This is a genomic window from Cupriavidus sp. 05T41 (assembly GCF_056396525.1).
In genome coordinates this window covers 17418-39965 of record NZ_JBFTLQ010000059.1, presented here as the reverse complement: position 1 = coordinate 39965, position 22548 = coordinate 17418, and the positions used below count along the sequence as shown (strand labels likewise).

The window sequence follows — 22548 nt, the reverse complement described above, 5'->3', positions numbered from 1 at the left end:
GGACCCCGGCGATGGCGACCGGCTATTTCACCGCCTTGAACACGGTCGCGCCCAGGACAAGGAACAGCACGAACAGCACCAGGAAAATAAAGAACAGGACCTTGGCGATGCCGGCCGCGCCAGCGGCAATACCGGTAAAGCCGAGCAGGCCGGCAATCAGGGAAACCACGGCAAAAATCAGCGCCCATTTGAGCATCGACGTTCTCCTCTCGTTTCGCTGGCTGACTTGCGCAGGGGGCGCAAGCTCGTGACTAGCTGATGGCTCAATGGTAGAAACCGGGTCACGGGGCAGGYACCGCTGGCCCACCGATTCAGATGTCAGTGGATTCCTACAGCACCCGCGCGGGCCCGGGCTGGCGGGCGCCGCCGGCCGTGCCGCAGGTTGACCGGGGGCCGCCGATGTGCTTCCATCGTCGCAGACAGGGTGCGCGACAACCGGCCCCATCGCATGGCGCCGCGACGTGGCCGGCGAGCGGTGTCGGACCGCGCCCCACATCGGGAACTGACAATGCTCAAGCAATCCATGTTGCGCTCCACGCTGCTGCTGGCGGGCGGCATCTTGCTGACGGTGGTGGTGCTGATGGCATCCGAGGCAGGCAACATCCGCCTGCGCCAGGGTTATACGCAAGTGATCCAGTCGCAGCAGGTACAGGGCCAGATCACTTCGCTGATCGGCGAGCTGGTCAATGCCGAGGCCGGCCAGCGCGGCTTCCTGCTGACCGGCAAGGAAAGCTACCTGCAGCCGTAMTACCAGGCCTTGCCGCATATCAATGCGCTGATGGCCGCGCTGCGCAGCCGCTATGCCGACGACCCGGAAGCGCTCAAGCTGTTCACCGCGGCATCCATCGCGGTCAACCGCAAGCTCACGGAAATGGACCTGACGCTGATCTATGGCAAGCGCGACGTGGAAGTGGCGCTCGACCTGGTGCGCACGGACTTCGGCAAGCAGACCATGGACAACGCCCGGCGCGGGCTCGAATCCCTGCTCGCACGCGAATCCGGCTCCGTGTCGCGCAGCCTGGAGTATGCCGACCGCGACCTGGCGCTGTCGCGCTACGGCATCGGCCTGCTGACCGCGATCAATATCGTGCTGCTGATCGTGGTCGGGCTGCAGCATTCGCGCCGCATGGCGGTGTCGGAAGCCGCGCGCAGCGAGCTCGAAGAAGAAAGCGCCCGGCTGGACCGCATGGTGCGCGCACGCACGCGCCAGCTGTCCGCACTCGCCTCCCACCTGCAGCGCGTCACCGAGGATGAGAAGACGCGCCTGGCGCGCGAGCTGCACGACGAACTCGGCGCCATCCTGACGGCCACCAAGCTCGACATGCACTGGGTGCGCCGCCGCGTGGAAGACTCGCATCCCGACGTGAAGGAAAAGCTCACGCGCATCATGCTGCATGTGGACCAGGGCATCCAGATCAAGCGGCGCCTGATCGAGGACCTGCGGCCCACGGTGCTGCTCAACCTGGGCCTGAAGGAAGCCATCGGCCAGCTCGCCGAGGAGGTGGCGGCGCGCAACCAGTGGGAGGCCGACGTACGACTCGGCGAGACGGTACCGCCGCTGCGCGACGACGCCGCCATCGCGCTCTACCGCATCGTGCAGGAATCGCTGACCAATGCCAGCAAGTACGCCGAAGCCCGGCTCGTGACCATCACGCTGGACAATATGGACGGCGTGCTGACGCTGCAGGTGAGCGATGACGGCCGCGGCCTGCCGCCCGATTTCGAAACACGCCGCGCGGTGGGACATCATGGCCTGCTGGGCATGGAGCAGCGCGTGATTGCGCTCGGCGGCACGATCGACATTGCATCCGAACCCGGCGCCGGCGTGACCATCCGCGTGGAGGTGCCGCTGACCGACGCCATCGTGGCGCCCGAGCGCCATGACGATGAGGCATCCGGCGACGCCCCCGCGCAAGTGCCGCCCCCCGCGGGCGAGGTCGCGCCGCCGCCCGCCGGGACGCCGAGCGGGCAAGGCTAGGCCCGCGCGACCGGGCCAGGCGACAGCGCAGGCACGAACGGAAACGGCGGACGTGCTTGCGTCCGCCGTTTCCGTTTACTCGTCCGCGGCAAAAATGCTGCGGTGAAAAGGCCACGGAAGCCGCGCGGGAGACGCCCTGGCGCCCGCCGCGACGGCACCGGCATGGCTTACATCTTCTGCTTTGTATCMTGGGCGGCACCCTGCATTTTTTCGCCGCCGCGTTCGATATCCTTGCCTGCGCCCGATACTGTGTTGCAGCCTGTCACCAGGACGACACCCGCCAGGCAAAACAGCGCCATTAGCTTTCTCATGTTTCTCTCCTTGCTCTAGGTTGACGCGGACTCGCCGCGGGAGGAACTGCTGGTAAAACGGTACGGCCGCCCGGGGCGGCCGGCCCCGCAAGCGATGACCGGAAGCCATGACAAGCTCAAGCGCCCGCTTGCGCGTACTCCTCGATCACGCGAAACACCTGCTCCAGCTCGAGTGACTTGTCGAAAAAATAGTCCGCCCCGGCCTCGGCGCACTGGCGCCGGTAGGTCGGCACCTGCGCATGGTTGGTGTACACGATGCGGATGCCCGAGGGCTCGGACTTCCGCATGCCGCGCAGCACATTGATGCCATTGCCTTGCCTGAGTTGCAGGTCGACGATGACGACCTCGTACCTGCCCGCCTCATAGAGGCGCAGTGCCGAGCTTTCGGTGTCCGCCCAATCCACGACCTCGACAAACGGAAACGCGTTCAGGTACTCGAGCAACATACCCCGCAGGACCGCCGAGTCCTCTATGAGCAGGACCCGCAGCGCACGATACGAGGGGGMCGCAGCTTGATCCAACATGATTCAATGGTAGCAACCGAATATAGAAACAGACTATCGGGGTCCGTCCTACAGGCGTGTCGGGCAATCGGCGTTTTCTCGCCGCGCTGGCCTCCCCGGCGCCTTGACCAAGTTACTCCACCAACCCGTTCTTGATCGCGTAGTAGGTCAGGTCCGCGTTGGTCTTCATGCCCATTTTTTCCAGGATGCGCGAACGGTACGTGCTGACCGTCTTGACGCTGAGGAACAGTTCATCGGCGATCACCKACACCGACTGCCCGCGCGAGAGCTTGCAGAAGATCTGGAATTCCCGCTTGGACAAGGTCTGGTGCAAGGGCTGGTCGGTGGGCTTCTCCAGCCCGCCGATCAGCAGGTCCGCGACCGTCGCGCTGACATAGCGGCGGCCCTGGGCCACGGTGCGAATCGCCTTGACCAGGTCGTCGGGCGCGCTCTCCTTGGTCAGGTAGCCGGAGGCGCCCGCGCGGATCAGGTTGATGGCGTACTGCTCTTCGGGGTACGTGGACAGGATCAGCACCGGCAGGGCGGGATGGCGCTGGCGCAGCATCTTGAGCACGTCGATGCCGTTGCGGTCGGGCATCGAGATATCGAGCACGATCACGTCGAATTCGCGCTCGCGCAGCCGGGTCATCACTTCATCGCCGCTGGCAGCCTCCCCTTCCACCCGGATATCGGGTTCATCGGAAATGAACTGGCGCAGACCGGCGCGCACGATCTGGTGATCGTCGGCGATCAGAACGCGAATCATGGTATCTCCCTGGGCTTGGATGCGCCGCTCTCCGGGAGGGCGGGCTGGCCCACTGGGCCAGTGGACAAAAACATTGTAGTGGTTACAAAGCCGCGAGACTGTCGGTGTAAGACTGACATGGCGCGGCTCTGGGGCAAAAGAAAAAAKGGACGGGGTGAAACCCGTCCCTTCGTCGCGTCGCCCCGTGGGCAGGTCCGCGCGCCGGCGTGGCCGCCGCAGACTGGCCAGCCGCGCGGGCTGGCCGGTCGCGCCATGCTTGCCGGTCCTTACTGGACCTTGGCCGCCGCGCCGGTGTCCGCTGCAGCGCTGGTGTCAGCGGCAGCCCCGCCCTTCTTCGCCTTGGCATGGCTGGCGTGCTTCTTGGTCTTGGCGGTGGCCTTGGCCTGCGCGTCGGCGCCAATCTTGGCATCCGCACCCGTGTCAGCGCCCACGCCCGCGTTCACACCTGCGCCGGCCGCTGCACCCTTGTCTGCGGGCGCGCTCATCGCGGGCGCCGCCATGGCGCCGGTGGCGCCTGCCTTCGCATCGACTCCGGTGCCTTGCGCCATGGCCAGCGAGGAAGCGGCAGCGATCGAGAGAGCGGAAAGGGAGATCAGCAGTTTGTTCATGGAGAGGCTCCTTGCAGTTAGCTCCGCGGCGAAACATTCGCTGCGGCGTTCACTTGATGTGAGCCCCCAGTCTATGGACGCGGCGCCGCGCGGTCTGTTAGGAGATGTAATGCCTTGTAAGGAGTAGTGAAGAACTTACAAAGCCGCGCGGTGCTGCCCGGCAGGCCGTTTGCCCTGCGTACCCAACGGCTTGCGGCGGCGCGGCAAGGCAAATTGCCGCCGCCGCCGGCCAGATGCGGTTACAGGTTTGGCGCGAGCGCGCGCTCGAGCACGCTGCGTTCCTCGCCGCGGCGCTCGACCATGTCGTCKAGCTGGTCCTGGCCGATCTTGCCCACCGAGAAATACGTCGACTCGGGATGCGCAAGATAGAAGCCGCTCACCGAGGCGGCCGGCGTCATGGCCAGCGAATCGGTGATGCCCATGCCGATCTCGGCGGCATTGAGGTACTCGAACATCGGCGCCTTGACCGTGTGCTCCGGACAGGCCGGGTAGCCCGGCGCCGGGCGCACGCCGCGATAGCGCTCTTCGATCAGCTGGTCGTTGGTGAGCACCTCGCCGGCGTCGTAGCCCCACAAATCCTTGCGCACGCGTTCGTGCAGGCATTCGGCGAAGGCTTCGGCCAGGCGGTMGGCGAGCGACTTCAGCATGATCGCGCTGTAGTCGTCGTGGTCGGCTTCGAACTGCGCTTCMTTCTTGTCCACGCCGATACCTGCGGTGACCGCGAACACGCCGATGTAGTCGGCGATGCCGCTGTCCTTCGGCGCGACGAAATCGGCCAGGCAGCGGTTGGGCCGCATCACGCCGTCGATCACCGGGCGCTCGCTCTGCTGGCGCAGGTTGTGCCAGGTCAGCGCGACCTGGCTGCGGCTCTCGTCGGTATAGATCTCGATATCGTCGTCGTTGACGGTATTGGCCGGCAGCAGGGCCAGCACGCCGTTGGCGGTCAGCCAGCGGCCCTGGATCAGGCGCGCCAGCATGGCCTTGCCGTCCGAGAACACGCGGCGCGCGGACTCGCCGACGATCTCGTCGTTGAGGATGTCGGGGAATTTGCCGGCCAGGTCCCAGGTCTGGAAGAACGGGCMCCAGTCGATGTAGTTGGCCAGCTCCGCCAGGTCGTAGTTGCGGAAGATGCGGCGGCCGACGAACTTGGGCCTGGGCGGCACGTAGGCGCTCCAGTCCACCTTCGTCTTGTTGGCGCGCGCCTGCGCCAGCGTCACCATCGGCGTGGCCTTCTTGTTGGCGTGCTGGTGGCGGATGCGCTCGTAGTCGGACTTCAGCTCGTCGAGGTAGCGCGCCGCGCCTTCATCGGACAGCAGGCTCGACGCCACGCTCACCGAGCGCGAGGCGTCCGGCACGTAGACCACCGGGCCTTCGTAGTGCGGCGCGATCTTGACCGCGGTGTGCACGCGCGAGGTGGTGGCGCCGCCGATCAGCAGCGGGATCTTCTTGATGCGGAAGTAGTCGTCGCGCTGCATCTCKGAGGCGACGTAGGCCATCTCCTCGAGCGAGGGCGTGATCAGCCCGGACAGGCCSACGATGTCCGCGCCCTCGACCTTGGCGCGCGCCAGGATCTCGTKGCACGGGACCATCACGCCCATGTTGACCACTTMGAAGTTRTTGCACTGGAGCACCACCKACACGATGTTCTTGCCGATATCGTGCACGTCGCCCTTGACCGTCGCGATGACGATCTTGCCGCGCGCGCGCACGTCGCCGCCGGCCTCGGCCAGCAGGCGCTTTTCTTCCTMGATGTAGGGCAGCAGGTGCGCCACCGCCTGCTTMATCACGCGCGCGCTCTTGACCACCTGCGGCAGGAACATCTTGCCGGCGCCGAACAGGTCGCCCACGATGTTCATGCCGTCCATCAGCGGGCCTTCGATCACCTCGATCGGACGGCCGCCGCGCGCCTCCACGATCTGCCGCACTTCTTCCGTGTCTTCCACGATGAAGGTGGTGATCCCGTGCACCAGCGCGTGGGAAAGGCGGTCGCCCACCGGCACCGGGTTCTCGGGCGTGCCGCGCCACAGCAGGTTCTCTTCCTTCTTGGCGCCGCCGCCCTTGAAGCGGTCGGCGATTTCCAGCAAGCGGTCGGTGCTGTCCTCGCGGCGATTGAGCACCACGTCTTCCACGCGCTCGCGCAACTCCGGGTCAAGCTGGTCGTACACGCCGAGCTGGCCGGCGTTGACGATGCCCATGTCCATACCGGCCTTGATGGCGTGGTACAGGAACACGGTGTGGATGGCCTCGCGCACCGCGTCGTTGCCGCGGAACGAGAACGATACGTTKGACACGCCGCCGCTGACCTTGGCGTACGGCAGGTTCTGCTTGATCCAGGCGGTGGCCTCGATAAAGTCCACCGCGTAGTTGTTGTGCTCCTCGATGCCGGTSGCCACCRCGAAGATGTTCGGGTCGAAGATGATGTCTTCGGGCGGGAAGCCGACTTCATTGACCAGGATGTCGTAGCTGCGCTTGCAGATCTCGGTCTTGCGCGCGAAGGTATCGGCCTGGCCCTTCTCGTCGAAGGCCATCACCACGGAAGCCGCGCCGTAGCGGCGGATCAGCCCGGCGTGATGGCGGAACTGTTCCTCGCCTTCCTTGAGCGAGATCGAGTTGACCACGGGCTTGCCCTGCACGCACTTCAGGCCGGCCTCGATCACTTCCCACTTGGACGAGTCCAGCATGATGGGCACGCGCGCGATATCGGGCTCGGAGGCGATCAGGTTGAGGAACCTCACCATGGCGGCCTTGGAGTCCAGCATGGCCTCGTCCATGTTGATGTCGATGATCTGCGCGCCGTTCTCGACCTGCTGGCGCGCCACCACCAGGGCCTCGTCGAACTGGCCGTTGAGGATCATGCGGGCGAAGGCCTTGGAGCCGGTGACGTTGGTGCGCTCGCCGACGTTGACGAAGAGCGTGTCCTCGTCGATGGTGAAGGGCTCGAGGCCGGACAGGCGCATCGGGCGCGGCKGCAGGGTATCGTTGGTCATGGCTTGATCTTGTTCTGTAGGCTCGCGATGCATGTTCACGCCGCGATGTCGGCGTCACGGTACTGGCCGGRCCAGGCGCGCGGCTTCTTGCTGGCCACCCGTTGCGCGATGGCGGCGATATGGTCCGGCGTGGTGCCGCAGCAGCCGCCGACCAGGTTGACCAGGCCGGAGGCCGCKAACTCTTCCACCAGCGACGAGGTGACCTCCGGCGTTTCATCGAAGCCGGTCTCGCTCATCGGGTTGGGCAGGCCGGCGTTCGGGTAGCACGAAATGGCTGCGTCGCACACCTTGGCCAGCTCGGCGACGTACGGGCGCATCAGCGTGGCGCCGAGCGCGCAGTTCAGCCCGAAGGTGATCGGGCGCGCGTGGCGCAGGCTGTACCAGAATGCTTCCACGGTCTGGCCCGAGAGAATGCGGCCGGAGGCATCGGTCACGGTGCCCGAGATCATCACGGGCAGGCGCTCGCCGGTGTCCTCGAACAGCTGGTCGATGGCGAACAGCGCGGCCTTGGCGTTGAGCGTGTCGAAGATGGTTTCGACCAGGAACACGTCGGCACCGCCTTCGAGCAGGGCCTTGCCCTGTTCGTAGTAGGACTTGCGCAGTTCCTCGAAGGTGACGTTGCGCGCGCCGGGGTMGTTGACATCAGGCGAGATGCTGGCGGTCTTGGGCGTGGGGCCGAAGGCGCCGGCCACGAAGCGCGGCTTGTCGGGCGTGCTGTACTTGTCGCAGGCGGCGCGCGCCAGCCTGGCGGCCTCGACGTTCATCTCGTAGGCMAGGTCCGCCATCTTGTAGTCTTCCTGCGCGACCGCGGTGGCGCCGAAGGTGTTGGTCTCGATCAGGTCGGCGCCGGCGGCCAGGTACTGCTCGTGGATCTCGCTGATGACCTGCGGGCGGGTCAGCAGCAGCAGTTCGTTGTTGCCCTTGACGTCCACGTGGTGGCCTGCAAAGCGTTCGCCGCGGTAGTCGGCCTCGGACAGCTTGTAGCGCTGGATCATGGTGCCCATAGCGCCATCCAGGATCAGGATGCGCTCGCGCAGCAGGGCGGGCAGACTGGCCGCACGGGTGTAGGGGCGCGCCGGGGGGCGCGCGGCGGGCTGCGAGGCGGAACTTGGGGMGGCGCTCATGAGGGGCTTCTGCGGCAGGGAAAAGAGGTCGATTTTATCAGTTACATCAWTGGTTTGCGGATTGGATGGGGCCGGCGCCAAAGGCCTCCTGCGTCGCCTGGCTGTTGCGGCCCGGCAGGGCACGGCCCTACACTGGGCAAACCCGTCCACCAACGCGATGCCAACGCAAACCCTGCCCATGCAACACCTCAGCCCCGGCGACGCGCAAGCCCTGCTTGCCGATTCGCCCGACGCACTCTTCATCGATTGCCGCAGCGAGATGGAATACCTGTTCGTCGGCCACCCCAAGGGCGCGCACAACGTGCCGTGGAACGACGGCCCGGACTGGGAAGTGAACCCGCATTTCGTGCAGGCGGTGAAGAAGCTGGCCGGCCAGGCGTCGGCGCGGCCGGTGCTGCTGATCTGCCGCAGCGGCAACCGCTCTTCGGCGGCGGCGCGCGCGCTGGAGGGCGCCGGCTTCACTACCGTCTTCAATGTGCTGCACGGCTTCGAAGGCGACCTGGACGCCGAGCGACACCGCAATACGCTCAACGGCTGGCGCCACGCCGGGCTGGCCTGGGAGCAGTACTAGGACGCCACCGCCACTCGCGGGTGGCCGAAAATCAAAAAGCCCGCGCTGTGCACGGGCTTTCCTGCCTGGCTCGGACCGGCTCCGGCACCACCTTGCGCAATGCAGAGGCAGCGGCCACGGCCGGGCGCATGATGCGTTTAGTGCATTACCAGCGGATGGGTCATCACCGTATCGAACTTTCCGAGGAAATCATCCACCTCTTCCACCGACGGCTCGCTTTCAATCAGACGCTTCACGTCCGCGCGAAAGCTCTCGGCCATCTGGCCGCCGAGAAAAATCTCGCGTTTCAGGTTCTTGTCGACGATTTCATAGCCGCCCGAGGCAAGAGGCGCATGCTCGACATCCGCACCAAACTCGACGATGCAATAATTGTCGCTGTTGTAGATCATTTGCATGGCACACCTCCGGGCTGTCATGGGTAAGCGGGGGGCCAACCATTGTTCAGTCTGCCGGCATGGTGCCCGGCTGCCCTCCGCGATTTCACCTCCAAGCTGAGGGTGTTCGCCTGGTTTTCAAGATTCTGCGTCGGCGAACCGCTTGAATGACCGCTCTAACTTCTCACAAGCGTTCCCTCACTATGTTGGGCAACGGCCGTCTGCGCAAGTTCTTAAGTTAGAGCGGAAAAGATATTTCCTCAGGGTGCGGCACACTGCGCACCGCACGCGGCGTTGCCCAGAAAGGCATCGAGCACGGCGTGGAAGCGCCCGGCCTGTTCGATATGCGACAGATGCGCGGCCTGCGGCAGGATCTCGAGGCGCGCGGCGGGAATGGCGCCGGCGATCTCCCGCGCCATCGCCGGCGGCGCGCTCTGATCCTCTTCTCCGGTCACCACCAGCGTGGGGCAATGGATGCGCGCGATCGCACCGGCCAGGTCGAAGGCCATGATCGCCAGCCCCGTGCCCACGTAGCCGTGCACTGGCGTTGCCAGCAGCATCTCGCGCACGCGTTGCGCCTCGTGCGCATGCGCGGCGCGGAACGGCGCGGTCAGCCAGCGCTCCAGCGTGCTGTCGGCCACGCCCGCCATGCCGTGCGCCTCCACATGCCCKATGCGGTCGTGCCACATCTGGTGCGCTTCGAGCGGCGTGCGGTTGACGGTATCGACCAGCGTCAGCGACAGCATCCGTTCCGGATACCGCAGCGCCAGGGTCTGGCCGATCATGCCGCCCACCGACACCCCCGCGAAATGCGCCTCCGGCACCGCCAGCGCGTCCATCAGGCCAGCCACGTCGTCGGCCATCCGGATCATCGAGTAAGCACCGATCGGCGCGTCGCTCTGGCCGTGGCCGCGCAGGTCGTAGCGCAGCACGCGGTAGCGCGGCGCAAGGTGCCGCGCGGTGGCGTCCCACAAGGTATGGTTGGCGCCCAGCGCATGCGCCAGAATCACCCAGGGGCCGTCGCCTCCGTCGATGCGCACGTGCAGGCTGACATCGCCCACGCGCACGCGGCGGGTTTCGGATGGTGGCTGGAGGGCATGCATGACGGATCTCCGGAAGTGGGTACGACACGGTGAACCACCTCGGCCCGCGGGCCGCGGCACGATGAATCAGCGCAGCGCTTCGCTGTCGCGGTAGACCAGTTCGATCTGCGTGCCGTCGGGCTCGGTCTGCCGCAGTTTCACCGGCATCCATTGCAATGATTGCGCCAGCCACACTTCCACGCGGCGCCGGTCGCCCGCATGCCGCGGCAGGCGCACGAAATGCTTGGCGCGCACCGAACCCTGCGCGGCTTCGACGTCCTCTTCCCCCACATACTGCACCTGCATGGGCTCCAGGTCACGCGTATCGCCCACGTCGAACGTCTCGGTCACGCCCGGCGATGCATAGCGCTGCGGCGTGCCGCGTACCATGCCCACCAGTTGCAGGAACACGCTGAAGCGGTCCTGCGCGTCAGGCGGCAGCGGCACCTGCTTGTTGCGGCCTTCGAATACCAGCGTCGCCCCCGCGCGGTCAAAGCGGGCCGCCTCCACGCGATTGCGCCGGCTTTCCTCGTAGCGTTCGGGCGCAAGGCCATGCTCGCCAAGTGCGCCGTTGCTGTGGAAGGCGAAGCGGAACCACAGCACGCGTGTCTCTACCGCCAGCTGGTAATGGCTGCCGTCATGCTGCCAGCGGATCAGCCCGTCCGGATTCTGGATGCCGTTGACGAAACTGGCGTAGTGCAACAGCATCGACGGCGGCGCCGCATAGCGAACGTTGTCGGCAGCCTCGGCGGCGGGCGCAGACGCCGCGGCGGAGGCAGGCGCCGAGGCGGCGCTGCCCGCCGTGCCGCCGGCGCTTGCCATGGCGGGGCMGGCCGGACCGGTCAGCAGCGCGGGGGCCTCGGCAGCTTCGGGCGGCGCCTCGGGTGGCGGGGTGGCCTCGGCCGGCGCCCGCACAGGACGGTGTTTCTGCGCGGCAGGCGCAGGCGGCCGCGCCTTTTCCAGGGGCGGCGCGGGCGGCGCCAGCAGGACCGCCTCGATGGGCGGCATGCCGGACGGGTCGATATGCGGCCCGCGGATGCCCATCAGGCCGGCCACCACGCCAAGATGCACGGCCAGCACCAATGCAAGCGCCGCCGCCCAGCGCAGGCGGCGCGAGACAGGTCTATCGCGAGAGGCCGTCTGGCCCGTGCGTCGGGCTGCCACCAAGATAACCAAGCTCCGAAGAAATCTGCCGCGCGATATCGCGCACGCGGCGGTCCACCGMCCCGCCCCATTCTGCATCGAATACGCTTTGCGCGCCGAGCACGATCAGGGCCATGGCGACATGCCCGTTGGCATCGAACACCGGCATCGAGAAAGCGTTGATGCCCGGCAGCACGCCACCCTTGATCCGCGCCGCGCCATTGGCCCGCACTTCGGCGCAGACCGCGTCGTAGTCGGCCTGCGAGCGCGGCAACTCCGGCAGCTCGTCATGGCCGCGCTCCGCCAGTTCCCGTTCGACCAGCGGCCGCGTTTGTTGTTTCGGCAGGTAGGCGCCGTAGAGACGGCCGGTGGCGGAGTTGAGCATGGGCATCACATCGCCCAGCCGCAGGCTCACCGTCACGGGGTGGCTGGACTCTTCCCAGTGCACGATGGTCGGGCCGTGGTTCCCCCACACGGCGATGCCGATGGTCTGGTCGATCTCGTCGCGCAGTTGCGACAGGATCGGGCGCGCCTTCTTGACCGGATCGAGCCGGTTCAGCCCGGCCAGACCAAGCTGCAGCGCGAAGGGCCCGAGGTCGTAGCGCCCGCCGACCGGATCCTGCACCACCATGCCCAGCCGCTGGAAACTGACCAGGTAGCGGTGGGCCTTGGCGGGGTTCATGTCGGCGGCGGCGGCCAGGTCGCGCAGCATCATGGCGCGCGGCGATACGGCCAGCGCCTGCAGCAGCTTGAAGCCGACCTCGATCGACTGGATGCCGGAGCGCAGCTTGGAATCGTCTTCTTCAGGTTCGGTCATGCGGCAACAAAGGGCTACTCAACAAAGGGCTACCAAGTGGCAAAGCGGATAAAGGCACGGCGCATCACACTGCCGGGAGCAACTCCGGGAAGCGMGGTGCCACCTTAGCCATAAATTTACTATAGCGAAATCGATTTACCAATTTTTAATCCGTGGGTAGACTTTGTGCGCACGACGAGCCGTCGCAGGCATGCGCCATGCAAAGTACATGGCGCGGCGCGGCCGCCTTCCAACCGGAGACAACCATGACCCGCCTTGCGCCCCGCGGCGATGCTGCCGCCAGCCTTTCCGCCCCACGTTCCGACTGCCGCCAACGCCGCTCCCCGCTGGCCCGTTCACTGCCCATGCTCGCCATGCTGGCGCTGGGCATCGCGACCGGCCAGCCGGCGCGCGCCGCGGACAACTGGCCGGGCCAGCCGGTGCGCTGGGTKGTGCCCTACCCCGCCGGCGGCGGCACCGACGTGGTGGCGCGCACGCTCGGCCAGGCCATCACGCCGGCGCTGGGCCAGCAGGTGGTGATCGACAACCGCCCCGGTGCCGCCACCATCGTCGGMGCCGACGCGGTGGCGCACGCCCGGCCCGACGGCTACACCCTGCTGACCGCCGACACCGCCACGCTGGCGGCCAACCCGTCACTCTACAAGAAGCTGCCCTACAACGCCGACAAGGACTTCGTGCATGTGGGCATGGTGGCGCGCTTTCCGCTGATCCTGGTCGCCACGCCGAACTTCCCGGCGCGCACGCTCAAGGAGGCGGTGGAGTATGCGCAGAAGAACCCGGGCAAGGTCAATTTCGCCTCGCCGGGCGCCGGCAGCCCGCATCACCTGGCCATGGAGCTGTTCATGGACCAGACCCACACGAAGATGACGCACGTGCCATACAAGGGCGCGGCACCGGCAGTGCAGGACCTGCTGGCGGGCCAGGTCGACCTGATGTTCCTGGACCTCGCGGCAGGCCAGCAGAACATCGTGGCAGGCAAGGTGCGCGCGCTTGGCGCGGCCACGCCCCGGCGCCTGCCGGCGCTGCCCACGGTGCCGACCGTGGCCGAGGCCGGCGTGCCCGGTTTCGAGGCCTACGCCTGGCAGGGCGTGGTGGCGCCGGCGGGCACGCCGCGCCMGGTGGTGACGCGCCTGAATGCCGAGCTGGTGAAGGCGCTCAAGAGCCCGGACGTGCAGAAGCGCTTCGAGGGCATCGGCGTGGAACCGGTGTCGGGCACGCCGGAGGAATTCGCGCAATATGCGCGCGCCGAGTCCGAGCGCTGGGGCAAACTGATCAAGGCCAAGGGCATCACGGTAGACTAGCGGGCCGCCGCGCCGGCCCCGCATKGCGCCGGCGCGGCACCCGCTTTGTCCCAATGTTCCCGAATACATGAAACTCGCCACCCTCAAGGACGGCTCGCGCGACGGCCAGCTCGTGGTCGTCTCGCGCGACCTCAAGACCGCGCACTACGTCAACGATATCGCCGGCACGCTGCAGGCCGTGCTGGACGACTGGAACTTCTATGCGCCGCAGCTGCAGGACGTCTACGACGCCCTCAACGCCGGCCGCGGACGCCATCCCTTCGCCTTCGATMCCCGTGCCTGCATGGCGCCGCTGCCGCGCGCCTACCAGTGGGCCGACGGCTCCGCCTACGTGAACCACGTCGAACTGGTGMGCCGCGCGCGCGGCGCCGAGATGCCGCCCGAGTTCTGGACCGATCCGCTGATGTACCAGGGCGGCTCCGACGACCTGCTCGGCCCGCACGACGATATCGTGTGCGCCAGCGAGGCCCACGGCATCGACTTCGAGGCCGAGGTGGCCGTCATCACCGGCGACGTCAAGGCCGGCGCCACGCCCGCGCAGGCCGCCGAGGGCATCCGCCTGCTGTTGCTGGCCAACGACGTGTCGCTGCGCAACCTGATCCCGGCCGAGCTGGGCAAGGGCTTCGGCTTCTTCCAGAGCAAGCCGGCCACGGCGTTCTCGCCGGTGGCGGTGACTCCGGACGAGCTGGGCGAAGCCTGGCGCGAGCGCCGCGTGCACCTGCCGATGACGGTGCACTGGAACAGCAAGAAAGTGGGCTGGCCCGATTGCGGCACCGACATGGTGTTCGATTTCGGCCAGCTGATCGCGCATATCTGCAAGACGCGCAATGTGCGCGCCGGCAGCATCGTCGGCTCGGGCACGATTTCCAACGTGGACCGCAGCAAGGGCTACTGCTGCATCGCCGAGAAGCGCATGCTGGAGATCATCGACGGTGGCCAGCCCGTCACCGGCTTCATGAAGTTCGGCGACGCGGTCAAGATCGAGATGTTCGACGCGCAGGGCCACTCGGTGTTCGGCGCCATCGACCAGCTGGTGTCGGCGCGCAGCTGAGACGACGCACGGCGGCCGCTGGCGGCGGCGCGGCCGACGTGCTTATAATTTACCGACCGCTCGGTTGGCGAATTGCCACCGGTTGCGCGATCACCGGATCCGCAGCCGCCGGCGGCGCCCCGGGCCGCCTGGCGCGGCCCGGCCCACGCTCCACTATGGAATGGCCAAGGCCATCGCAGCCCATGTCCGCACTCCCCCCGCAAGCCCCGCCCCCCGCTCCCGAAGGCACCCCGCCGCTTTCGCCGCGCTATGCCCGCTACAGCGCGCTGACCCTGCGCCAGCACGGGCCCATCCTCGAGATCGTGATGGGCGCGGACCAGTCGGCCAACCGCAAGCTGGCCACCGCCGACGCCAATATGCACCGCGAGCTGGCCGAGATCTGGCGCGACGTCTCCGCCGACCCCGACATCCGCGTGGCGCTGATCCGCGGCGAAGGCAAGGGCTTCTCGGCCGGCGGCGACCTCTCGCTGGTCGAGGACATGGCCAACGACTTCGCCACCCGCACGCGCGTATGGCACGAGGCGCGCGACMTGGTCTACAACGTCATCAACTGCGACAAGCCCATCGTGTCCGCCATGCACGGCCCRGCCGTGGGCGCCGGCCTGGTGGCAGGGCTGCTGGCCGATATCTCGATCGCCGCCAGGAACGCGCGCATCGTCGACGGCCATACCCGGCTGGGCGTGGCGGCCGGGGACCATGCCGCCATCGTGTGGCCCCTGCTGTGCGGGATGGCCAAGGCCAAGTACTATCTGATGCTGTGCGAGTCGGTGAGCGGCGAAGAGGCCGAGCGCATCGGGCTGGTGTCGCTGGTGGTGGACGAGTCGGAACTGGTCGAGCGCGCCTTCGACGTGGCGCGCCGGCTGGCCGCCGGCTCCCAGACCGCGATCCGCTGGACCAAGTACGCGCTCAATAACTGGCTGCGCATGGCGGGCCCGTCGTTCGACAGCTCGCTGGCGCTTGAATTCATGGGCTTTGCCGGCCCCGACGTGCAGGAAGGCGTGGCCAGCCTGCGGGAAAAGCGGCCGCCGCAGTTCGATTGAGGCAGTCCGCTTGTTGCAGTCCGTTGATGCAGTCCGCTTGATGCAATCCGATTAAAGTAGTTCGACCCCCGCAGCCGGCCATGCCGGCTGCCGACCCCTCGGAGGCGAGTGACCATGTTTGGCCAGATTCCTGATTTCACCAACGGCTTCGAGTTCCTGCGCAAGATGTGGGGCAGTGCTGCCRGCATGCCCGGCGGCCTGATGCCCGGCCTGCAGGCCATGACCCCACCGATGGACCTGGAAGAGCTGGAGAAGCGCATCCAGGACCTCAAGGCGGTGGAAGGCTGGCTGCAGCTCAATGTGAACCTGCTGCGCACCACCATCCAGGGCCTGGAAGTCCAGCGCGCCACCCTGGTGGCGCTGCAGACCTTCGGCAGCGCGCTCTCGCCCGAGGCCATGCAAAGCGCGATGGAAAACGTGGCGCGTGCCGCCAACGCGCCCAGCGCCGTGCCGCCGCACCAGCGCAAGGAGGAGCCGTCGCCGCCGTTCCGCGCGCGCCCCGAGCCCACGGTGGAAGAAAACGAGGACGAGGAAGACAACGGCCCCGAGGAAGGGCAGCCCGAAGCCGCCGATGCACCCGAGGCCGGGGCCGCCCAAGCCGGCAGCCACGAAGGCGCCGCGGCGCCCAACGCCGGCATCTGGTGGGACATGCTGCAGCAGCAGTTCAACCAGATCGCCGCCAGCGCCGCCACCTCCAGCCTGAATCCGTTCGGCAACCTCGGCAGCTTCGGCATGCCGGGCGCGGCCACGCCCGAGCCCGCACCGGCCACGCCGGCGACGGCGCCGCGCGGCGAGGCGGCGGCCGGCACGGCCAAGCCGGCAAAAAAGGCGCCCGCCGGGAAATCCGCTGCAAAGACTGGCGCAAAGACCGGCGCAAAGACCGGCACGAAAGCCGCGGCGGAACCCGCCGGCAAGGCGCCCGCCAAGCCCGCGAGCAAGACCCCGGCCAAGGCACCGGCCAAGCGGCCGGCAAGCAAGACACCCGCCACCGCCAAGCCGGACAGCTCGCCCGGCGACGAAAGCTGAGGCAGCGCCCGGCCTGTCCCCTGAACCCGCCCCAAAGCCCATGCCGTCACAGAAGACCACTTCGCTGATCATGCTGGGCGGCGGCGCGCGCGCGGCCTACCAGGCCGGCGTGCTGCGCGGCATCGCACGCATCGCCGCCCGGCACGGGCGCGATCGCGGCCGCATTCCCTTCGACATCATCTGCGGCACTTCGGCCGGCGCCATCAACGGCGCCGGCATGGCCATCAACGCCGCCAACTTCCGCGCCGCGGCCGACAGCCTGGGCGCGCTCTGGAGCGGCATCCACGCCGAGGACGTCTACCGTACCGGCCTGATGGGCGTGGGCGCCTCGGGCGCGCGCTGGCTCTCCGCGCTGGCCTTCGGGTGGGCAACCCGCCGCGCGCCGCGCGCGCTGTTCGACAACACCCCGCTGGGCAGCATGCTGAGCGAGCTGTTCGATCCCGAGCGCGTGCAGGACAGCCTGGATGCCGGCGACCTGCAGGCCTTTGCCGTGACCGCGCTGTCCTATACCACCGGCCGCCACGTCACCTTCTACCAGTCGCACCGCCGCATCCATCCGTGGAAACGCAGCCAGCGGCTGGCGGTGGAGGCAAAGATCGGCGTGGACCACCTGCTCGCCTCATCCTCGATCCCGTTCCTGTTTCCCGCGCTGCCGCTGGAACTGGAGGGCCACCACGAGTGGTTCGGCGACGGCACCATGCGCCAGATGTCGCCGCTCTCGCCGGCCATCCACCTKGGCGCCTCGCGCATCCTGGCCATCGGCGCGGCCTCGCGCCAGCGCCCGGGCTGGTTCGACACCGTGCCGGCGGGCGGCTACCCGTCGCTGGCGCAGGTGGGCGGGCAAGCGCTGGCGAGCATCTTCCTGGACGGTCTTTCCGCGGACCTGGAACGGCTGCAGCACATCAACAGCCTGCTGTCGCGGATGCCGGAAATCGCCAACGACCGCGAAGGCTGGCGCCCGATCCAGGTGATGACCGTCGCGCCCAGCGAACCCATCGAAGCCATCGCCGCCGAACACGTGCAACGGCTGCCGCGCACCGTGCGCGCGCTGCTGGCGCCGCTGGGCGGCACCGAGGCACGCGGCGCCGCCTTCGCCAGCTACCTGCTGTTCGAGCCGGAGTTCACCAAGGCGCTGATCGGCCTCGGCGAGCGGGACGCGATGGCGCAGCAGCACGAACTCGCCGCTTTCCTGTACGACGCCGTCGCGCCGGACACCGGCGGCAGGCCCGGGCCTGCCGACGCGCCCGCGGCTGCATTTCAGCGCGAACCACCGACAGGCGTGACGGCCTAACCTATATGGCCCGCGCCATGAGTGGCTTATTATTCCCTTTGTGCTTGTCGATCCTCCCKGAACGCGAACGGACGGGACCGGTAAGCGGCCACCCAGGCGCGATATTCGCCCACTAGTTTGCCTTGCGCGGGCCAAGGCGCAGGCAAGCTCTTGCTTTCGACACAAAAAGGGCGTTGGGAATAATTCGCATCTGGTAGAATCTGCGCGTAATTTCAAAGGCTTACCATGCTCTACCCCGAACTGTTCAAATCGCTGGAAGCGGTCCGTTGGCACATGGACAAGGACATCCCCTGGGATTCCTTCGACCCGAGCCTGCTCACCGACGACCAGGCCAAGACGATTCGCATGAATGCCATCACGGAATGGTCGGCCCTGCCCGCCACGGAGATGTTCCTGCGCGACAACCGCCACGATTCCGACTTTTCGGCCTTCATGAGCATCTGGTTCTTTGAAGAACAGAAGCACTCGCTGGTCCTGATGGAATACCTGCGGCGCTTCCGCCCGGACCTGGTGCCGACCGAGGAAGAACTGCACGCCGTGCGCTTCGAGTTCGACCCGGCCCCGCCGCTGGAAACCCTGATGCTGCATTTCTGCGGGGAAATCCGCCTGAACCACTGGTATCGCCGTGCCGCCGAATGGCACACCGAGCCGGTCATCAAGCAGATCTACCGCACCCTGTCGCAGGACGAAGCCCGCCATGGCGGCGCCTACCTGCGCTACATGAAGAAATACCTCAACCAGTTCGGCGACAGCGCGCGCTCGGCGTTTGCCAAGATCGGCGTGCTGATGGCCTCGGCSCGCCGCACSGAMAAGCCGCTSCACCCGACCAACCTGCACGTSAACAAGAACCTGTTCCCGAACGACACCATCCAGTCGCGGCTGCCGGATCCGGACTGGCTCGAGCACTGGCTCGACGAACAGATCCGCTTCGACGAAGGCTGGGAGAAGAAGGTGATCGAGCGGATCCTGCACAATATGTCGCTGCTGTTCGAGCGCACTTTCGAGACGGTGCAGGACCTGAACCGCTACCGGAAGGAACTGAATGCCCGGTTGCAGGCCGCAGGTGGCGCGCAGCCCGCGCAGGCCTGAGCCCGCCCTTTGCGCCGGAGGTTGCCTAGCGCCTTCGGAGTGACGAGCCCCATCCGATGATGGGGCTTTGTTTTTTCAAGCCAACCCGCCGCCCATCGCCATGCTCCCCGCCTCCTTCGAGTCCAAACTGGTCCCGCCCGACAACGCCGCAGCGCTGGCGGAGCATCTGGCCGCGCTGCCGCGCCCCATGGTCTTCACCAACGGCGTCTTCGACATCCTGCACCGCGGGCATGCCACCTACCTCGCGCAGGCGAGGGAGATGGGCGCCAGCCTGGTGGTGGGCGTCAACAGCGACGCCTCGGTCCGCATGCTCGGCAAGGGCGACGACCGCCCGCTCAATCACGAGACGGACCGCATGGCACTGCTGGCCGCGCTGGCATCGGTGGACCTGGTGGTGATGTTCCGCGAAAAGACGCCGGTGGAGCTGATCCGGCTGGTGCGCCCGGACATCTACGTCAAGGGCGGCGACTACGACATCAATACGCTCGAAGAAACGCGGCTGGTGCGCAGCTGGGGCGGGCAGGCGCACGCCATCGCGTTCCGGCACGACCGCTCCACCACCAAGCTGCTGGCCAAGGTGCGCCAGGGCGGCTGAGCCCCTGGCCCAAGCCGCGCAACGACAGTACAACCGGTACGGCAAGGCCGCGCAACGACGCCAGGATCTTTTTGAAGCAGCCCCCTGAGGCTGTTTCAAAATGAAGCGAAGCGGTCCTGGCTAGGGCGGAGCAGGGAATTCGGATCACGCAGTGATCCGCCTGCGCAGCGGTGCGCGCCTGCCAGCGCGCATGCGCCCTGCAAGGGCGCGGCCGCAGACAGTACAACCGGTACGGCAAGGCCGCGCAACGACGCCAGGATCTTTTTGAAGCAGCCTCAGGCGCAGGTCAGCATGGCCTGGACGCCATAGCGGCGGCGCACCTCATCAAGGCGCGTGCGCAGCGCGGCATCGACGTTGCGCACACGCAGCCACTGGCGCGTGAGCGGATGCGGCGCGTCGCTCAGCAGCGCGGTGCGCACGCCGTGTTCGCGCAGGTTGTCGAGGAAGTGCTCGGCATGCTCGCGCTCCTGGAACAGGCCAAGCGATACCGTATAGGTTTCCGGCGAGCCGCCGCTGACCACCGCCACATCGGTGATATTGCGCCGGCGCAGCTCGCCCAGCTTGCGCTCCAGGTTTTCACGCGAAGCCTGCGGCGGCAGGTGGATCCACCAGCGCGCCTGTTCCTGCCGCTCGAACTGCTCGACCCGCCAGCCCCCCGGCGGCGMGCCGGCCAGCTCGTCGGCCACGCGCCGCACCAGTTCCCCGTTGAARCCCCCAATYTCYACGCAGGCCGCGGCGGGCGCGGCTGCCTGCACGGCGCTGGCGCCTGGCGCGTCCGGCGCGCCCTGGCCCGGTTCGAGCTGCTGCAGCGCAGCAGCCGGCGCGGGCGCGGAGGCCGCATGCGCGCCTTCTTGCCGCGCCAGCTGGCGGAAACGTTCGGCGCGCGTCTGCTGGGCGGCGCGTTCGGGCTCGCGCGGGCTTTCCAGCCATCCTGACAAAGGCCGGGGGCCGAAGGCGCCGAGCACGGCGGCCAGCAACAGGGCGTTGAGCAATGCCAGCAGGATGAACAGGTTTCGCAGGAGCATGGGGGCGATGCGGGGCGGAACGCCGGGTCGGGCGTGAAGGAGTTGGGAAAATCCGGACAACGCGGGCTCAGCCCGGCAAGGTATCGAGTCCGCTCTGCGTGGCCATGACATGCAGGCCGAGCAGCACGAGATTATCGTGCATCTCGAACGGCATGGAGAGCGCGTTGGCGAGTATGTGGYGAGCGCCGCCCGAGAGCAGGCAGCGCACCGGCCCCCGTTCGGCCAGGGCGCGCCAGGTGCGCTCCACGGCACCGGCCTGCGCCGCCAGGCAGCCGGCGGCGATGGCGTCGCGCGTATTGTCGGCCCAGGGCGCGGCAAGGCCGGCATCGCCGGCCCCCAGCGCKGGCAACTGCGCGGTGTTGCGCGCCAGCGCGCCCAGCATCAGGTCCAGCCCGGGCAGGATCAGGCCGCCCTCGAAGCGGTCCTGCGCGCTCACCACGTCGAGCGTGGTGGCGGTGCCGGCGGTGACGATCAGCAAGGCACCATGCGGGCGGTAGCAACGCGCGCCGATGCTGCCGATCCAGCGATCCACGCCGAGCTGGCCGGGATCGCGGTAGCCGTTGACCAGGCCACCGAAGCGCGGCGCCGAGCGCACCCAGTTGGCCTTGGTGCCGGCGCCGAACTCCGTATCCAGCGCGGCCTGCAGGCTGGCCGCCAAGGCCGCGCCGGCCACGTTGCTGACCMACACCAGCGGCCGCGTGCCGGCGGGCATGGTCTCGCGCAGCGCGCCCCACTGCGCCAGCAGGGTGGCAAGTTCGTCGTGGGCCACCGCGCCCCAGTGCTGCCACGGCKCGGGCAAGGGGCCTTCCGCGACCGCGCCGGGCCAGGCTTGCTGGCACCAGGCCCATTTCAGGCGGGTGTTGCCGATATCGATCAGCAGTTGCGGCACGGCCGCCGTGCCCGCGGATGCGCTGGCCACGTCGATGCTCATGCCTGCGCTCCGCCGGTGCCGGGCTGCGCCGGCCGCAGCGAGACCTCGCCGCTGGAAACACGCTCCAGCCCGGCAGCCGTTTCAAGCAGCAGGTGGCCTTCGCCATCCACGCCGCGCGCCAGCCCTTCGGCCTGCACCTGGCCATCGTGCAGCAGCCGCACGGGCTGGTCGCGATAAGCGTCGCGCGCAGACCAGCGCTGCGCCATCGGCGCGAAGCCGGTGGCGATGAACTGCACGCGCATCGCCGCGAGCCGGTTCAGCACGGCAGCCAGCAGCGCGGTCGGGTCGGCCGCCGGCAGGTACTCGCCCACGCCGGCCAGGCTGCGCCCGAGCGCGACTTCCATCTGCGCATCGCGCACCAGGTTCAGGCCGATGCCGATCACCGCCCACACCCGCTGCGGTCCCGCGGGCACCGATTCGATCAGGATGCCGGCCAGCTTGCGGCCGTCGATCTGCAGGTCGTTGGGCCATTTCAGGCCGACGGCGGCGCCAAGCCGTGCATCGCAGTCGGCCAGCGCCTMGGCCAGCGCCAGGCCGACGGCCAGGCTCAGCCCGCTGAGCCGCGACGGCGCCAGCRGCAACGGCAACGCGACCGAGAAGGTCAGTCCGGCCTGGCCTTGCCAGGGACGGCCCTGGCGCCCGCGCCCGGCGGTCTGGCGATAGGCCAGGCGCAGCGCGCCGGCCTCGCCCCACGCAGCGCTGCGGCTGGCCAGCGTCAGGTCGGCATTGGTGGAGCCGGTCTCGTCGACCACGTCCAGCGCCCAGTCGCGCGCGGCGCCGTCCAGCGCGGCGCGCAGGCGCCCGGTGTCGATACGCCAGGCGGGTGCCGGCGGCGAAGGCGAGGACGGCGGGAGCGAAGGCTGGTCAGAGGACATGCGGAGCAATGTAGACGGAAAGCAGGGGAAACACGGGAAGCACGGAGCACAATGGGCGCA

The 22548-nt window shown here is 67.9% G+C and carries 23 protein-coding genes; 9 read left to right on the top strand and 14 right to left on the bottom strand.

Annotated elements, in window-relative coordinates:
- Nucleotides 1-22: 22 nt before the first annotated feature.
- Nucleotides 23-196, bottom strand: a complete 174-nt coding sequence (locus AC1DKV_RS28340; protein WP_441621223.1) for a DUF1328 family protein — start codon at nt 194-196, stop codon at nt 23-25.
- 312 nt (nt 197-508) lie between these two features.
- On the opposite strand from AC1DKV_RS28340, the gene AC1DKV_RS28335 reads away from it, so the two are divergent.
- Nucleotides 509-1978: a CHASE3 domain-containing protein gene (locus AC1DKV_RS28335; protein ID WP_477138489.1), complete on the top strand. Its 1470-nt coding sequence runs from the start codon at nt 509-511 to the stop codon at nt 1976-1978.
- Between the two features lie 167 nt (nt 1979-2145).
- On the opposite strand, the gene AC1DKV_RS28330 is transcribed toward AC1DKV_RS28335, so the two are convergent.
- The 6 genes from AC1DKV_RS28330 to AC1DKV_RS28305 form a co-directional block, all read right to left on the bottom strand.
- Nucleotides 2146-2289, bottom strand: coding sequence for an entericidin A/B family lipoprotein (locus AC1DKV_RS28330; protein WP_477138488.1), 144 nt, complete (start codon nt 2287-2289; stop codon nt 2146-2148).
- Between the two features lie 116 nt (nt 2290-2405).
- Nucleotides 2406-2813, bottom strand: a complete 408-nt coding sequence (locus AC1DKV_RS28325; protein ID WP_477138487.1) for a response regulator — start codon at nt 2811-2813, stop codon at nt 2406-2408.
- A gap of 112 nt (nt 2814-2925) precedes the next feature.
- Nucleotides 2926-3558, bottom strand: a complete 633-nt coding sequence (locus AC1DKV_RS28320) for a response regulator (RefSeq protein WP_477138486.1) — start codon at nt 3556-3558, stop codon at nt 2926-2928.
- A 266-nt stretch (nt 3559-3824) separates the two neighbouring features.
- Nucleotides 3825-4166 (bottom strand): hypothetical protein, encoded by a 342-nt coding sequence (locus AC1DKV_RS28315; protein ID WP_441650325.1) that lies wholly within the window; start codon nt 4164-4166, stop codon nt 3825-3827.
- Nucleotides 4167-4405: 239 nt separating this feature from the next.
- Nucleotides 4406-7153, bottom strand: a complete 2748-nt coding sequence (metH, locus tag AC1DKV_RS28310) for a methionine synthase (RefSeq protein WP_477138485.1) — start codon at nt 7151-7153, stop codon at nt 4406-4408.
- 35 nt (nt 7154-7188) lie between these two features.
- On the bottom strand, nt 7189-8277 hold the full coding sequence (locus AC1DKV_RS28305) for a homocysteine S-methyltransferase family protein (RefSeq protein ID WP_477138484.1): 1089 nt from the start codon (nt 8275-8277) through the stop codon (nt 7189-7191).
- 178 nt (nt 8278-8455) lie between these two features.
- On the opposite strand from AC1DKV_RS28305, the gene AC1DKV_RS28300 reads away from it, so the two are divergent.
- Entirely contained in the window at nt 8456-8848 is a 393-nt protein-coding gene (locus AC1DKV_RS28300; RefSeq protein ID WP_441621239.1) for a rhodanese-like domain-containing protein, read from the top strand.
- A 137-nt stretch (nt 8849-8985) separates the two neighbouring features.
- On the opposite strand, the gene AC1DKV_RS28295 is transcribed toward AC1DKV_RS28300, so the two are convergent.
- From AC1DKV_RS28295 to AC1DKV_RS28280, 4 genes are all read right to left on the bottom strand, one after another.
- Nucleotides 8986-9243 (bottom strand): BTH_I0359 family protein, encoded by a 258-nt coding sequence (locus AC1DKV_RS28295; protein ID WP_017227282.1) that lies wholly within the window; start codon nt 9241-9243, stop codon nt 8986-8988.
- Between the two features lie 239 nt (nt 9244-9482).
- The gene (locus AC1DKV_RS28290; RefSeq protein ID WP_441621241.1) at nt 9483-10325 is read right to left on the bottom strand and encodes an alpha/beta fold hydrolase; all 843 of its coding nucleotides are present in this window, start codon (nt 10323-10325) and stop codon (nt 9483-9485) included.
- A 66-nt stretch (nt 10326-10391) separates the two neighbouring features.
- A complete protein-coding gene (locus AC1DKV_RS28285) occupies nt 10392-11468 on the bottom strand; it encodes a DUF3108 domain-containing protein (RefSeq protein ID WP_477138500.1) in 1077 nt (358 codons plus the stop codon).
- A complete protein-coding gene (locus tag AC1DKV_RS28280; protein WP_477138483.1) occupies nt 11428-12264 on the bottom strand; it encodes an IclR family transcriptional regulator in 837 nt (278 codons plus the stop codon). Before AC1DKV_RS28280 ends, AC1DKV_RS28285 begins: the two co-directional genes overlap by 41 nt.
- A 344-nt stretch (nt 12265-12608) precedes the next feature.
- Here AC1DKV_RS28280 and AC1DKV_RS28275 point away from each other — a divergent pair, with 344 nt between their 5' ends.
- The 7 genes from AC1DKV_RS28275 to rfaE2 all read left to right on the top strand — a co-directional run bounded on the left by AC1DKV_RS28275 (nt 12609) and on the right by rfaE2 (nt 19657).
- Complete coding sequence (locus AC1DKV_RS28275; RefSeq protein WP_477138499.1) at nt 12609-13565, top strand: Bug family tripartite tricarboxylate transporter substrate binding protein; 957 nt, start codon at nt 12609-12611, stop codon at nt 13563-13565.
- Between the two features lie 67 nt (nt 13566-13632).
- Nucleotides 13633-14616, top strand: a complete 984-nt coding sequence (locus tag AC1DKV_RS28270) for a fumarylacetoacetate hydrolase family protein (RefSeq protein ID WP_477138482.1) — start codon at nt 13633-13635, stop codon at nt 14614-14616.
- Between the two features lie 182 nt (nt 14617-14798).
- On the top strand, nt 14799-15656 hold the full coding sequence (locus tag AC1DKV_RS28265; protein ID WP_477138481.1) for an enoyl-CoA hydratase/isomerase family protein: 858 nt from the start codon (nt 14799-14801) through the stop codon (nt 15654-15656).
- Between the two features lie 114 nt (nt 15657-15770).
- Nucleotides 15771-16682: a PhaM family polyhydroxyalkanoate granule multifunctional regulatory protein gene (locus AC1DKV_RS28260; protein WP_477138480.1), complete on the top strand. Its 912-nt coding sequence runs from the start codon at nt 15771-15773 to the stop codon at nt 16680-16682.
- Nucleotides 16683-16722: 40 nt separating this feature from the next.
- A complete protein-coding gene (locus AC1DKV_RS28255; RefSeq protein WP_441650253.1) occupies nt 16723-17973 on the top strand; it encodes a patatin-like phospholipase family protein in 1251 nt (416 codons plus the stop codon).
- Nucleotides 17974-18198: 225 nt separating this feature from the next.
- Nucleotides 18199-19062 (top strand): ferritin family protein, encoded by an 864-nt coding sequence (locus tag AC1DKV_RS28250; RefSeq protein WP_477138479.1) that lies wholly within the window; start codon nt 18199-18201, stop codon nt 19060-19062.
- A 100-nt stretch (nt 19063-19162) separates the two neighbouring features.
- Nucleotides 19163-19657 carry a D-glycero-beta-D-manno-heptose 1-phosphate adenylyltransferase gene (gene rfaE2, locus AC1DKV_RS28245; protein WP_441621323.1) on the top strand — a complete coding sequence of 165 codons (495 nt, stop codon included), beginning with the start codon at nt 19163-19165 and terminating at the stop codon, nt 19655-19657.
- A 275-nt stretch (nt 19658-19932) separates the two neighbouring features.
- Here rfaE2 and AC1DKV_RS28240 read toward each other — a convergent pair whose 3' ends face one another.
- The 3 genes from AC1DKV_RS28240 to AC1DKV_RS28230 all read right to left on the bottom strand — a co-directional run bounded on the left by AC1DKV_RS28240 (nt 19933) and on the right by AC1DKV_RS28230 (nt 22488).
- Nucleotides 19933-20682 carry an SPOR domain-containing protein gene (locus AC1DKV_RS28240; protein WP_477138478.1) on the bottom strand — a complete coding sequence of 250 codons (750 nt, stop codon included), beginning with the start codon at nt 20680-20682 and terminating at the stop codon, nt 19933-19935.
- A gap of 67 nt (nt 20683-20749) precedes the next feature.
- Nucleotides 20750-21613: a type III pantothenate kinase gene (locus AC1DKV_RS28235; protein WP_477138477.1), complete on the bottom strand. Its 864-nt coding sequence runs from the start codon at nt 21611-21613 to the stop codon at nt 20750-20752.
- Nucleotides 21610-22488: a biotin--[acetyl-CoA-carboxylase] ligase gene (locus AC1DKV_RS28230; RefSeq protein ID WP_477138476.1), complete on the bottom strand. Its 879-nt coding sequence runs from the start codon at nt 22486-22488 to the stop codon at nt 21610-21612. The genes AC1DKV_RS28235 and AC1DKV_RS28230 overlap by 4 nt, the downstream gene beginning before the upstream one ends.
- Between the last annotated feature and the right edge of the window lie 60 nt (nt 22489-22548).